The sequence below is a fragment of the Actinomadura sp. SCN-SB genome (assembly GCF_043906805.1).
Taxonomy (GTDB): domain Bacteria; phylum Actinomycetota; class Actinomycetes; order Streptosporangiales; family Streptosporangiaceae; genus Spirillospora.
In genome coordinates this window covers 78,213-91,053 of sequence record NZ_JBIMPP010000014.1, presented here as the reverse complement: position 1 = coordinate 91,053, position 12,841 = coordinate 78,213, and the positions used below count along the sequence as shown (strand labels likewise).

Annotated in this window: 11 protein-coding genes; 1 reads left to right on the top strand and 10 read right to left on the bottom strand. The window is 73.9% G+C overall.

The window, feature by feature from the left end:
• From aroQ to ACGWYJ_RS12145, 8 genes are all read right to left on the bottom strand, one after another.
• The gene (aroQ, locus tag ACGWYJ_RS12180) at positions 1–450 is read right to left on the bottom strand and encodes a type II 3-dehydroquinate dehydratase (protein ID WP_395106010.1); all 450 of its coding nucleotides are present in this window, start codon (positions 448–450) and stop codon (positions 1–3) included.
• Positions 447–1,523, bottom strand: coding sequence for a 3-dehydroquinate synthase (gene aroB, locus ACGWYJ_RS12175; protein WP_395106009.1), 1,077 nt, complete (start codon positions 1,521–1,523; stop codon positions 447–449). Before aroB ends, aroQ begins: the two co-directional genes overlap by 4 nt.
• Complete coding sequence (locus tag ACGWYJ_RS12170) at positions 1,520–2,026, bottom strand: shikimate kinase (RefSeq protein WP_395106008.1); 507 nt, start codon at positions 2,024–2,026, stop codon at positions 1,520–1,522. The genes aroB and ACGWYJ_RS12170 overlap by 4 nt, the downstream gene beginning before the upstream one ends.
• Before the next feature lie 11 nt (positions 2,027–2,037).
• Positions 2,038–3,216, bottom strand: a complete 1,179-nt coding sequence (aroC, locus tag ACGWYJ_RS12165) for a chorismate synthase (protein WP_395106007.1) — start codon at positions 3,214–3,216, stop codon at positions 2,038–2,040.
• A gap of 49 nt (positions 3,217–3,265) precedes the next feature.
• Positions 3,266–6,253 (bottom strand): glycine--tRNA ligase, encoded by a 2,988-nt coding sequence (locus ACGWYJ_RS12160; protein ID WP_395106055.1) that lies wholly within the window; start codon positions 6,251–6,253, stop codon positions 3,266–3,268.
• Between the two features lie 114 nt (positions 6,254–6,367).
• On the bottom strand, positions 6,368–7,150 hold the full coding sequence (locus tag ACGWYJ_RS12155; RefSeq protein ID WP_395106006.1) for an SseB family protein: 783 nt from the start codon (positions 7,148–7,150) through the stop codon (positions 6,368–6,370).
• 107 nt (positions 7,151–7,257) lie between these two features.
• Complete coding sequence (locus ACGWYJ_RS12150) at positions 7,258–8,361, bottom strand: ring-opening amidohydrolase (RefSeq protein WP_395106005.1); 1,104 nt, start codon at positions 8,359–8,361, stop codon at positions 7,258–7,260.
• A gap of 5 nt (positions 8,362–8,366) precedes the next feature.
• On the bottom strand, positions 8,367–9,353 hold the full coding sequence (locus ACGWYJ_RS12145; RefSeq protein WP_395106003.1) for a carbamate kinase: 987 nt from the start codon (positions 9,351–9,353) through the stop codon (positions 8,367–8,369).
• A gap of 170 nt (positions 9,354–9,523) precedes the next feature.
• On the opposite strand from ACGWYJ_RS12145, the gene ACGWYJ_RS12140 reads away from it, so the two are divergent.
• The gene (locus ACGWYJ_RS12140; RefSeq protein ID WP_395106002.1) at positions 9,524–10,324 is read left to right on the top strand and encodes a hypothetical protein; all 801 of its coding nucleotides are present in this window, start codon (positions 9,524–9,526) and stop codon (positions 10,322–10,324) included.
• Positions 10,325–10,333: 9 nt separating this feature from the next.
• Here ACGWYJ_RS12140 and ACGWYJ_RS12135 read toward each other — a convergent pair whose 3' ends face one another.
• Both ACGWYJ_RS12135 and codA read right to left on the bottom strand, forming a co-directional pair.
• On the bottom strand, positions 10,334–11,500 hold the full coding sequence (locus ACGWYJ_RS12135) for a pyridoxal phosphate-dependent aminotransferase (RefSeq protein WP_395106001.1): 1,167 nt from the start codon (positions 11,498–11,500) through the stop codon (positions 10,334–10,336).
• 31 nt (positions 11,501–11,531) lie between these two features.
• The gene (gene codA / locus ACGWYJ_RS12130; RefSeq protein ID WP_395106000.1) at positions 11,532–12,833 is read right to left on the bottom strand and encodes a cytosine deaminase; all 1,302 of its coding nucleotides are present in this window, start codon (positions 12,831–12,833) and stop codon (positions 11,532–11,534) included.
• Positions 12,834–12,841: the final 8 nt, after the last annotated feature.

Below are 12,841 nucleotides of genomic sequence, written 5' to 3'. Positions count from 1 at the left end.
TCAGGCCGTGCCGTCGCCCGCGAGCAGCTCGGCGACGGCCCGCAACGCCAGGACGTACGACGTCATCCCGAACCCGGCGATCGTGCCCGTCGCCACGCCCGCGACGACCGAGGTGTGCCGGAACTCCTCCCGGGCCGCGGGATTGGAGATGTGCACCTCGACCAGCGGCGCTTTCAGTTGCGCCAGCGCGTCCCGCAGCGCGTAGGAGTAGTGCGTGAACGCCGCCGGGTTCAGCACCACGGGCAGCCGCTCGTCGGCCGCCTCGTGCGCCCAGCGGATCATCTCCGCCTCGTCGTCGGTCTGCCGCACGTCCACCTGGAGGCCGAGCCGCCGCCCGGCGTCGCGGCACAGCGCGGTCAGGTCCTCGAAGGTCGCCGACCCGTACACCTCCGGCTCCCGCACCCCGAGGCGCCGCAGGTTCGGGCCGTTCAGCACGAGCACTCTGGTCATCGGGCGACCCTCTCGTAGGCGGCCGCGAGGAGCTCCTCCGCCGGGCCCTCCAGACGGCCCGGCTCGGCGAGGCCGTCGAGGACGACGAAGCGCAGCGTGGAGCCCCGCGACTTCTTGTCGATGGCCATGGCGGCGCGCAGCGCGGGCCACGCCCCGGCCCGGTACGACACGGGCAGCCCGGCGGCGGTCAGCACCGAGCGGTGCCGCGCCACCACGTCCTCGGAGAGACGCCCGGCGAGGGCGGACAGCTCGGCGGCGTACACCATGCCGATCGCGACGGCGTGACCGTGCCGGAACCGGTAGTCCTCCTCCTTCTCGATGGCGTGCGCGAGGGTGTGGCCGTAGTTCAGGATCTCGCGGAGCCCGGCCTCGCGCAGGTCGGCGGACACCACGTCCGCCTTGACCCGCACGGCGCGCTCGACCAGCTCCAGGGTGTGCGGCCCGGACGGCGACGCGGCGCCCGCGGGATCCTTCTCGACCAGGTCGAGGATGGCCGGGTCGGCGATGAAGCCGGCCTTGACGACCTCGGCGAGCCCGCTGACGTAGTCCTCGCGGGGCATGGCCGCCAGCGTGGCCAGGTCGCACAGGACGCCGCCCGGCGGGTGGAACGCGCCGACGAGGTTCTTGCCCTCGGGGATGTTGATGCCGGTCTTGCCGCCGACCGCCGCGTCCACCATGCCGAGCAGCGTGGTGGGGACCAGCACGCTCCGCACGCCGCGCAGCCATGACGCGGCGGCGAATCCGGCGAGGTCGGTGGTGGCTCCCCCGCCCACGCCCACGATCGCGTCCGAACGGGTCATGCCCAGCTCGGCGAACCGCGACCACAGCCCGACGAGCACATCGGCCTCCTTGGCGGCCTCGCCCTGGGGGACGGGCAGCGCCGCCACGCGGTACCCGGCCTCCGTCAGGGCCGTCACGACCGGCCGCGCGATCTCCGCCAGCGCGCCGTCGTGGATCACCGCGACCGTCCGTGCCGCCGTCCCGACCAGCCCCGGCAGCTCGCCCGCGATGCCGGTGCCGATCACCACGTCGTAGGGGCCGGCCCCGCCGACCCTGATCCTCCTGGCGCTCACCCGAGCTCCTTGGCGATCTGGTCGGCGATCTCCTCCGGGGCGCGGCCGTCGGTGTCGACGTGCAGCGTGCCCAGGCGCTCGTAGATGGGCAGCCGCTCCTCCAGCAGCCTGCGGAGCCGACTGCGCGGGTTCAGCACGAGCAGCGGCCTGGCCGAGGCGAGGCCGACGCGCTTGACCGCCTCCGACAGGCCCACCCGCAGGTAGACGACCGTGTGGCCCGCTTCGAGCAGCTCCTGCGTCTCCGGGTGCAGGACGGCGCCGCCGCCGAGGGCGAGGACGCCCTCGTGCTCGGCCAGCGCCGCGCGCACGGCGGCGTGCTCCAGCGCCCTGAAGGTCTCCTCGCCGTCGTCGATGAAGATCTCGCCGATCGGCTTGCCCGCGGCGGCCTCGACGTCGGTGTCGGTGTCGCGCAGCGGCAGCCCGAGCCGTCCGGCCAGCGCGGTGCCGACCGTGGTCTTGCCCGAGCCCGGTGGGCCGATCAGCACCGCCTTGGGTCGCACCATGGTCCTCTCCGTCATTTGATGGCCAGGGAGGACAGGTACCCGCGCAGGTTGCGGGCGGTCTCCTCGGCCGAGTCGCCGCCGAGCTTCTCCAGCGCCGCGTCCGCCAGCACCAGCGCCACCATCGCCTCGGCGACCACGCCGGCGGCGGGCACGGCGGTCACGTCGCTGCGCTGGTTGATCGCCTTGGCGGGCTCGCCGGTGCGCACGTCGATGGTGTCCAGCCGGCGCGGCACGGTGGAGATCGGCTTCATCGCGGCGCGCACCCGCAGCACCTCGCCGGTGGTCATGCCGCCCTCGACGCCGCCCGCCCGGTTGGTGCGGCGGCGGACGCCCTCGGGCGTGTTGTCGATCTCGTCGTGCGCCCGGGACCCGGGACGGCGCGCGGTGGTGAACCCGTCGCCCAGCTCCACGCCCTTGATCGCCTGGATGCCCATGACGGCGGCGGCGAGCCGGGAGTCCAGGCGCCGGTCCCAGTGGACGTGGCTGCCCAGCCCCGGCGGCAGCCCGTAGGCCAGCACCTCCACCACCCCGCCGAGGGTGTCCCCGGCCTTCTTGATCTCGTCGATGTGCGCCACCATCGCCTCGGACGCCGCGGCGTCGAAGCAGCGCACCGGGCTCTCGTCCACCGTGGCCAGGTCGGCGGGGCCGGGCAGCACGCCCTCGGGCGCGCTCACCTCGCCCAGCGCGACCACGTGGCTGAGGATCTCGACGCCGAGCGCCTGCCGCAGGAACTGCTTGGCGACCTCGCCGAGCGCGACGCGCGCCGCCGTCTCCCTGGCGCTGGCCCGCTCCAGCACGGGACGGGCGTCGTCGAACCCGTACTTCTGCATGCCGGCCAGATCGGCGTGGCCGGGCCGCGGCTGCGTCAGCGGCGCGTTCCTGGCCTGGGCCTCCAGGACCGCGGCCTCGACCGGGTCGGGCGACATGACCGTCTCCCACTTGGGCCACTCGCTGTTGCCGACCTCGATCGCGACCGGGCCGCCCAGCGTCACGCCGTGGCGCACCCCGCCGATGATCGTGACCTCGTCCTGCTCGAACCTCATCCGGGCTCCCCGCCCATGGCCGAGCCGGCGGCGGCGCAGGGCCTCGGCGATGTCGTCCGAGGTCACGCGCACACCGGCCGGCAGGCCCTCGACGATGGCGGTCAGGGCCCTGCCATGGGACTCCCCCGCGGTCAACCAGCGCAGCATGCGAACAATCCTTCCATCTCCCCGGCCGTGCCCCGTACGCGCCGGGCCTCTAGGCGATCTGGCGCCAGTCGAGGACGCCCGCCACCCGGTCGCGGACGGCGGCGAGGAAGCCGAGCCGGTTGGCGCGCAGCTCCGGGTCGTCCGACATCACCATGACGTCGTCGAAGTACCGGTCGATGGGCTCGGCCAGCGGCAGCGCGGCCGTGGTGAACTCCGGGAGCGACGGCCGCTCCGGCAGGTCCGCCTCGACCTGGGTGAAGGTCTCGTACAGGCGGCGCTCGGCGGGCTCGGTGAACAGCGCGGGGTCGTAGCCCGCGGACGTCCCGTCCGGGACGATGCGCAGCACCCGCTGCAGCGCGGTGGTGAGCCGCATGAAGCGCTCGTCGGTGAGCAGCTTGGTCAGGTCGGCGGCGGCCTGCTCGGCGTACGCGGGCGAGTCGGCGTGGACCAGGACGGCCCGGACGACCGCGACGGGATGGCCGTCGTCCAGGAACGCCTGCTCCAGCCGGCGGGTGATGAACCGGCCGGCCTCGGCGAGCGCCTCCGGGGTCACCTCGACCGGCTGGTGCCCGGCCGCGATCCTCAGGGCGTCCGTGACGGTCAGCGCGCCCAGCCGGGGGTTGCCGCGCAGGATCGCGGTGAGGGCGAGCGCGGCGCGGCGCAGCCCGAACGGGTCGGAGCTGCCGCTGGGGACCGAGCCGACCGCGAACAGGCCGGTCAGCAGGTCCAGCCGGTCGGCGGCCGACAGCAGCGCCCCGGCCACGCCGGACGGCAGCGCGTCACCGGCCGAGCGGGGCAGCTCCATCTCGTACAGGGCCTGGGCGACGGCCTCGTCCTCGCCCGCGCGGAGGGCGTACTCGCGGGCCATCGTCCCGGCCAGCCCGGACAGCTCGATCACCATGGCGGAGGCGAGGTCGAACTTGGCCAGCTCCCCGGCCCGGCTCAGCACGGCCCGCTCCCGCTCGTCCAGGTCCACCCGTGCGGCCAGCTCGGCGGCGATCGCGCGGATCCGGGCGGAGCGGTCGGCCATCGAGCCGAGCCTCTCGGTGAAGGTGAGCCTGCTCAGGCCCGCCATCAGCTGCTCGGGGGTGCTGCGCAGGTCCTGCTGGAAGAAGAACGCGGCGTCCTCGTAGCGGGCGCGCAGCACGGCCTCGTTCCCGGCGCGGACGGCGGCGTGGTCGCAGTCGCCGTTGGCGACGGCCACGAAGTGCGGCAGCAGGCCGCCCTCGCCGCCCGCGCCGCGGACGGGCAGGTAGCGCTGGTGCTTCTTCATGACCGTGGTGAGGATCGGCTCGGGCAGCTCCAGGTAGGACGGGTCGAACGAGCCGAGGATCGCGACCGGTTCCTCCACCAGGTTGACGATCTCCTCGACCAGGGGCCGCTCGGCGGCGAAGTCGATGGTGCCGGACACCTCGGCGGCCAGCGCCCCGGCGGTCTCGACGATCTGGGAGCGGCGGCGCTCCACGGCGGGCTCGACGCCGTGCGCGCGCAGCGCCGGGATCAGCGCGCCCGCGTCGGGGATGGACACGTCCGAGATGGTGGCGGTGCGGTGCACGTGGGTGATGCGGCCCGAGACCAGGCCCCCGGCCTCGAACGGGATCTCGTACTCGTCCAGCAGCGCGAGCACCCACCGGATGGGACGGGCGAACGACAGGCCGGGCGCGTTCCACCGCATGTTCTTCTCGGCGCGCAGGCCCTCGACGATCCGCGGCAGCAGCCCGGCCAGCACGCGGGCGGCGGACCGTCCCGCGATCGGGCGGACGAGCCCGGCGTACTGCCCGCCGCCCACGGTGACCGTGCCGACCTCGGACGGGTCCACGCCCTGGCCGCGGGCGAAGCCCAGCAGCGCCTTGGTGGGGTTGCCGTCGGCGTCGTAGGCGGCGGCCAGGCGCGGCCCCTTGACGACCTGCTCGGTGTCGGGCTCGCGCGGCCGGATGTCGCCGATCACGACGATGACGCGGCGCGGGGTGGCGTAGGTGTGCACCTCGCCGCCCTCGGTGAGCAGCCCCGCCTCCTCCAGGCCCTGGGTCAGCCCGGCCCTGACCTGCTCGACGGCACGGCCGACCTCGTGCGGCGGCAGCTCCTCCACGCCGATCTCCAGCGCGAGGGTGCCGGGCGCGGAGATCTCCGGGTACAGGACGGCGGGCGCCTCCAGGCCCTCGGCGGGACGGGTGGACGCGTCGCCCAGGGGGTGCCCCAGCTCGGCGCGCCGCTCCACCCACAGCTCCGCGACGTCGTGGGCGAGGCGGCGCATCCGGGCGAACGAGCGGGCCCGCTCGGTGGCGCCGATCGCGCCGCGCGCGTCCAGGACGTTGAACGCGTGCGAGCACTTGAGGACGTAGGAGTGCGCGGGCACGGGCAGCCGCGCGTCCAGCATCCGCCGGGCCTCGGCCGCGTACGACTCGAACAGGCCGCGGACGGTGCCGATGTCGGCGTCGTCCAGGTAGTAGCGGCTCATCTCGTACTCGGCCTGGCCGAACGCCTCGCCGTAGCTGATGCCGGGGGCGTAGACGATGTCCTTGAAGTGGGACACGCCCTGGAGCGCCATGATGATGCGCTCCATCCCGTAGGTGATCTCGACGGCGACCGGGTCGAGGGTGAGCCCTCCGGACTGCTGGAAGTAGGTGAACTGGGTGATCTCCAGGCCATCCAGCCAGACCTCCCAGCCCAGGCCCCAGGCGCCCAGCGCGGGCGAGGCCCAGTCGTCCTCGACGAACCGGACGTCGTGGGCGCGCAGGTCGATGCCCAGCGCCTCCAGGCTGCCCAGGTACAGCTCCTGCGCGTCGCCCGGCTCCGGCTTGAGGATCACCTGGAACTGGGTGTGGGTCTGCAGCCGGTTGGGGTTGTCGCCGTACCGCGAGTCGTCGGGACGCACGCTGGGCTCCACGTAGGCGACCCGCCACGGCTCGGGCCCGAGCACGCGCAGCGCGGTGGCCGGGTTGAGGGTTCCCGCGCCGACCTCGGTGTTCATCGGCTGGGCGATGAGGCAGCCGTGCCCCGCCCAGAAGTCGGTGAGCCGGATCAGGGCGTCCTGCATGGTCAGCACGGGGTGTCTCTCCTACAGGGAGGGGCGGGGCCTCTTCCTCAGCGTACGGGGCCTCAGCGTACGGGTCCGGTTCAGCGTACGGGGCCTCAGCGTACGGGGCCGGGCTCAGCGGCGGGCGATGGTCAGCTCGACCCCGCCGACGATCTTGCCGCGCAGCAGCTCGGCGAGCCGGTCGGAGACGCGCTGGACGGCGGCGCGCTCGTCGTGGCCGGGCCGGACGGAGAACCGGATCGCCAGCTCGGCGGCGGAGCCCGCGCCGACCCGCACGCCCGCGACGGCCTCCTCGGAGCCGAACGCGGCCTCGACGGCGGCCAGCACGTCCGGGTCCTCGTGCGGCGGGGGCACCGGGCGGCCCTCGGCGAGCAGGTGCAGCCGCAGGCCCTCCACGGCGAAGGGCACCGGGCCGGCGACGTCCACGACCAGGGCGTCCGCGCCCTCGTCCAGCGCGGTCAGGCACGCCTGCGCGGCGGTCACCGGCATGGGGCGCGCGTCCGGCCGCCACGCCTTCAGCGTCTCGGCCGAGGTGAAGCCGAGCACGCCGCGCCGCCCGTCGTCCCCGATCAGGGTGGGCATCGCCATCCGCCCGGACCGCCCGCCGCACGACCCGTCCGGATGCTCGTCATCGTGGCACTCGTCGCCGCATTCCTCGTGGCCGCCCGCGCAGGCACCCGTGTGGGCGCCCGCGTGAGCGTCGGTTCCCGCGTCCGTTCCCGCTTCATCGGGGGCGGCGACGACGGGGACCAGCAGCCGCGCCTCGGCCAGCCGGTCGAGCACGTGGTGCGGGCCGACGCGCCCGGCGGCGTACCCGGCGAGCGCGTCGTGCAGCCGCGGGTCGGCCGAGCCGTCGTCGGACGGGAACTGCGGTTGGTGAAGGGTCGGTCCGGGCACGGCTCCGAGGCTATAACCTCCCGCCGCACCACACGCCCGGGAGTCCTCACACTCCCCGGAACGATCTCGTCACGGGTGGTGACGTCTCCGGTCGCGGCCCGGTGCGGTCAGGGTTCCACGATGGCGGCCACCGTGCCGCCTCCCGACGGTCCCTGGTGGACGGCGGCGACCGAGACGAACACCGCCGGGTCGCCGGTGACCGAGGCCGCGACGCCGCCCACGCACGCCTTGATCTGGCGGTGCCAGTGGACGTCGGAGTCGTCCAGCATGATGTTCCGGCGGCCCCTGACCTTGCCGCCGGGGTCGGCCTCGCACTTGATGAACACGTTGACCAGGCGGTCCCGCAGATCGTCGGGGTGCGGGCGGTCGGGCAGGTCCAGGCCCGCCGAGCGGATCGCGTCCCAGATGCCGTCGGCGTCCAGGGCGTCCCGCATCACGCCGTGCCCGGCGCGGAAACGGCCGCCGATGCCGCGCACGTTGCCGACCACCACGATCTGCGCCCGGTCCAGCTCCACGCCCGAGGAGCAGGACGCGACCGAGGAGTACAGCGACAGGTCCTTGTGGATCTGCGCGGCGTCGGGCATCTCGATCTCGCCCAGCGCGACGGCGATGCCGAGGGCGGTGGTGGAGTTGGAGATGTCCATGGACTTGAGGGTGTCCTCGGTGACCACGTCGTTGCCGCGCGACCTGGCGTCGTTGATGGTGTCGAGGGTGAGCAGCGGCGTCTTGGTCTGGACGTAGTGGACGTCGGCCGGGTCCTCGATGCCCGCGATCTTCATGGCCTCGCGCACGCCGGCCGCGACCGTCCGCACCATCGCGGGACGGCCGATGTCCTCCGGCAGGATGATCTCGCTCATGGCGACGCCGACCGACAGCCGCGGCTCGTCCGTCGCGGGCGCCTTGGCGGGGTCGGTGGTGGCGAACACGGTGGCGTGCGGGCTGAGGACGCCGTCGGTGCCGCCCGACCACACCAGGGGGACGCCCGCGACCTCCTCCGCGCTCCGCGTGCCCTTGGCGGCCAGCACCTCGCGGAACGCGCGGTCGGCCAGCAGCCGCGTGTAGTCGTTGACGCCGCCGTTGCCCTCGGTCTTGCCGATCACGGCCAGCACCCGGTCGGCCTCCAGCTCGCCGTCGTCGATCAGCCGGGCCAGCCCGGAGGCGTCGGTCACGCTCTCGATGGGGATCTTGCGTACTTCGATCGGATCGGGCACGTTCGCTACTCCTCGATGATCGTTCCGGCCTTGCCGTGCGCGGCGTCGGCGATGCGGTTCAGCGAGCCGATCGCCGCGCGCCGCCGTGTCCCCCCGCCGGGGCCCGCGGTGACGAACCGCAGCGCGGCCTCCACCTTCGGGCCCATGCTGCCGCCCGCGAAGTGCCCGGCGGCGGCCAGTTCGCGCAGCTCGGCGACCGTGGTACGGCCCAGCGGGCGCTCGCGGGCGGTGCCGTACCCGGCCATGACGTGCTCCACGTCGGTGGCGATGACGAGCGTCGCCGCGCGCAGCCGCCGGGCCAGCAACTGCGCGGCCAGGTCCTTGTCGACCACGGCCTCGACGCCGCGCAGCGTCCCGTCCGCGTCGCGGACGACCGGGACTCCCCCGCCGCCGGCCGCCACCACGATGTGCCCGGCCTCCATGAGCGCGGCCGCCGCGTCGGCGTCCAGGATCTCCAGGGGCTCGGGCGAGGCGACCACCCTGCGCCAGCCGCGGGCGCCGAACGACCGCCACGACTGCCCCAGGGCGGCGAACCGCTCCGCCTCGGACTCGGGGAAGTACCGTCCCACCGGCTTGACCGGGTCGGTGAAGCCGCGGTCCCCGGCGTCCACCAGCGTGCGGGTGACCACGGCCGACACCGGGCGCGGCACGCCGCGCGCCGCCAGCGCCCGGTCCAGCGCGTTCATGATCAGCACCCCGATGGTGGCCTGGGTCTGCGCGCCGCACCAGTCCAGCGGCACCGGCGGCACCACGTGCGCGGCGAGCTGGTTCTTGATCAGCAGATTGCCCACCTGTGGGCCGTTGCCGTGCGTCAGCGCGACCCGCGCGCCCGCCGCGACCAGGTCGGCCACCCGCTCCATGGCGCGGCCGATCGCCTCGGCCTGCCCGTCCGGGGTGGCGCTGCCGTCCGGAGCGGTCATCGCGTTGCCGCCCAGAGCGATGAGGACCCGCCCCGCCACGGGCGTCTCACCGGCACCTCCCCCGTTGCTCACGGGCCGACCGTAACCGCGCCGCCGCGCCCGCTCACCGGCGAAACACGCCCAACCAGCGCCGTTCTTTCGGCATCTCGCGCTGATGGCCCGTTACCGAGCACGCTTTCCGGACACTTCCGGCATGCGGCCGGAACGGCGCGCCAGGGCCCCGGGTCGGTAGGGTCCCTGGCATGCGACCGACGACCACCGCTCCGACCGCGCCGTCCCGTCGCCGGTCCGGGCGGCCGCCGTCGTTCGCGGCCGTCGCGTGGACGATCACAGTGGTGCTCGTCATGGCGAACGCCGCGCTGGACCCGCCGATCGGGCGGGGCGGCCCTGTGACCTTGCTCGCCACGGTGCCCGCCGCGGCCGGCTGCCTGCTCTACAGGATGTGGCTGCGGCGCCGCTTCCTGGCCTCCTACCGGATGCGGTGCGTCCACGCCTCCGCCGCGCCGCGGTCGGGTCCCGGTGAGGAAGTGGCCGTACGGGTCGACGCCTACCGGGTGCGGCTTCGCCACGGGTCCGTCCCGCTCGCGTTGTTCGTGTGCGGGATCACGCTGACCCTCGGATATCCGGCGCTCATGCCGGCCTACTGGGTCGTCTTCGGCGGCTTCATCGTGGCGGGCCTGGTGCCTTCCTTCCGGGCGGCGCCACGCCTGTATCTCCGGGCGGACGGCCTGGAGCTGCGCCGTCCCGCCGTGGGCGTCCCGTGGAGCGCGTTCACCGAGATCCGCGTCGCGCCGTCCCACGGGGCGTGGCTCACCAGGAAGGGACGGCAGGCGGTGGTGTTCGTCGCCGCCGACGCCGAGGAGCTGATCTCCGGTCTCCGCCCGTTCCGGGTCAGGTCGCGCGCCCGTTCGGCGCTGAAGGCGTTCGGAGGGCCGCTGGTCGTCGAGGACTTCGAGCTCGACCGGTCCGCCGAGGAGATCGCCACGGCGGCGTCGGCGCTGAGCGGGCTTCCCGTGCGCTCCTGCGCCCGTCCCGGCCCCTGACGTCGCGGCTCAGCCGGACAGTTTCCGGAGGCGTTCGACCGCCGCGTCGATGACCTCGTCCTTCTTGCAGAACGCGAACCGGACGAAGTGCGCGCCCTCCTCCGGGTGGTCGTAGAACACCTGCGTCGGGATCGCCACCACGCCCGCCCGCTCGGGCAGCGACCTGGCCAGCTCCCTCCCGTCGGTGAAGCCGAGCGGGCGGATGTCGGCCTGCACGAAGTAGGTGCCCTGCGGCCGGTACGTCGTGAAGCCCGCCTCCTCCAGGCCGAGGATCAGCCGGTCGCGCTTGGCCTCCAGCGACTTGCGCAGCTCCTCCACCCAGGGCAGCTCGTTGCGCAGCGCGTAGGCGGCGGCGCGCTGCCAGGGCCCGCCGGTCGCGTAGGTGAGGAACTGCTTGACCGTCTGCACCGCCCGAATGTACCGGGCGGGCGCCGTCACCCAGCCGGTCTTCCAGCCGGTGACCGAGAAGCTCTTGCCGACCGAGGAGACGGTGACGGTGCGCTCGCGCATGCCGTCCAGCGTGGCCAGCGGGATGTGCTCGGCCCCGTCGAAGGTGAGGTACTCGTAGACCTCGTCGGTGACCGCGACCAGGTCGTGCTCAAGGCACACGTCCGCGATCGCCTGGAGCTCCTCGCGGGTGAAGACGGTGCCCGCCGGGTTGTGCGGCGAGTTCACCAGGATCAGCCTCGTGCGAGGCCCCACAGCGGCCCGCAGCTCGTCCGGGTCGAAGGTGAACCGCCCCTCCACGGGGCGCAGCATCACCGGCCTGCGGACGGCGCCCGCGAGCGCGATCACCGCCGCGTACGAGTCGTAGTACGGCTCGAAGACGATCACCTCGTCGCCGGGCTCCGCCAGCGCGAGCACCGAGGACGCGATGCCCTCCGTCGCCCCGACCGTCACGTACACCTCGGCGGCCGGGTCGAACTCCAGCCCGTACCGCTCCCGCCGCTGCTCGGCCACCGCCTCGCGCAGCGCGGGAAGCCCCGGGCCGGGCGGGTACTGGTTGCCGTCGCCGCGGATCGCCTCCACGGCGACCTCCAGCATCGCGGCGGGGCCGTTCTCGTCCGGGAATCCCTGGCCGAGGTTGATGGCGCCGGTCCGAACGGCGATGGCCGACATCTCGGCGAAGATCGTCTCCCCGAACTCCCGCATGCGTCCGACCAGTGGCTCGCTCACGGCACCAGCGTAGAGGCCCGGGACCCGTTCCTCAGGCCCCCGGGGCCTGCGCGCGGTCGGCGGGACGGGTGAAGGTGACCTCTCGCGGAGGCTCGCCGGGCCAGGTCAGGTGGGTGGCGGTCACGGGGGTCTCGGCGATGAGGCGGCCCTTGGAGACGACGTGGGTGGGACGGGTCTGACGGCGGACGGCGTCGTAGGCGGACGTGGCCGGGAGGACGACCAGGTCGGCCGGGCGTCCCTCCGCGACGCCGTAGGCGTCGCCCAGGCGCAGGACGCGGGCGGCCCGCTCGGTGACCATGGCGAACGCCTCGTCCATCTCGGCCTTGCCGGTGAGCTGGGCGGCGACGATCCCTATCAGGGCCACCTGGAGCGACGAGGCGGTGCCCAGCGGGGACCAGGGGTCCATGACGTCGTCGTGGCCGAAGGCGACGTTCACGCCGGCGGCCAGCATCTCCTTGACCTGGGTGAGGCCGCGCCGTTTGGGGTAGGCGTCGAACCGGCCTTGCAGGCACAGGTTGGCGATGGGGTTGCAGACCAGGTTGATGCCGGAGCGGGCCAGGATGCGCTGGAGCTTGTAGGAGTAGGCGCCGTTGTAGGAGCCCATCGCGGTGGTGTGCGAGGCGGTGGCCCGGTCGCGGAGGCCGGTGCGGCGGGCGAGGGTCGCCAGGACCTCCACGAAGCGGGACTGCTCGTCGTCGATCTCGTCGCAGTGGGCGTCCAGGAGCAGGCCGTGGCGCTCGGCGATGTCGAAGGCGATCTCCAGGGAGCGGACGCCGTCCTCGCGGGTGTCCTCGAAGTGCGGGATCGCGCCGATGACGTCGACGCCGCGGCGGGCCGCCTCTTCGAGAAGTTCGGCGCCGTTCTCGTAGGAGACGATCCCCTCCTGCGGGAACGCGACCAGTTGGAGGTTGATGACGTCGGCGACCCGCTCGCGGACCTCCAGCATCGCGTCCAGGGCCGTGAGCGAGGGGTCGGTGACGTCCACGTGGCTGCGGACGTGCAGGACGCCGTTGGCGGCGTACCAGCGCAGCACCTCGGTGGCGCGGGCGATCACGTCGTCGCGGGTGAGGGTCCGTTTGCGCTCGCTCCAGACCGCGATGCCCTCCCACAACGAGCCCGACGCGTTCCAGCGCGGCTCCCCGGCGGTGAGGGTCGTGTCGAGGTGAACGTGCGGTTCGACGAAGGGGGCGGTGACCAGGCCGCCTCCCGCGTCGACGAACGTCTCGCCCTCGCCTTCGCCGGCGGGGACGATCCGGGCGATACGGGTGTCGTCGAGCTCGATGTCGTGGACACCGTCCCGATCGAGGAACCGGGCATTGCGCAGCAGTCTCACGGATCCAC

What these genes read in the sequence shown, in the direction of transcription:
- ACGWYJ_RS12170 (WP_395106008.1), bottom strand. Translation starts at nt 2,026, where the DNA reads ATGGTGCGACCCAAGGCGGTGCTGATCGGCCCACCGGGCTCGGGCAAG.
- aroC (WP_395106007.1), bottom strand. Translation starts at nt 3,216, where the DNA reads ATGCTGCGCTGGTTGACCGCGGGGGAGTCCCATGGCAGGGCCCTGACC.
- ACGWYJ_RS12140 (WP_395106002.1), top strand. Translation starts at nt 9,524, where the DNA reads ATGCGACCGACGACCACCGCTCCGACCGCGCCGTCCCGTCGCCGGTCC.
- aroQ (WP_395106010.1), bottom strand. Translation starts at nt 450, where the DNA reads ATGACCAGAGTGCTCGTGCTGAACGGCCCGAACCTGCGGCGCCTCGGG.
- ACGWYJ_RS12160 (WP_395106055.1), bottom strand. Translation starts at nt 6,253, where the DNA reads ATGCAGGACGCCCTGATCCGGCTCACCGACTTCTGGGCGGGGCACGGC.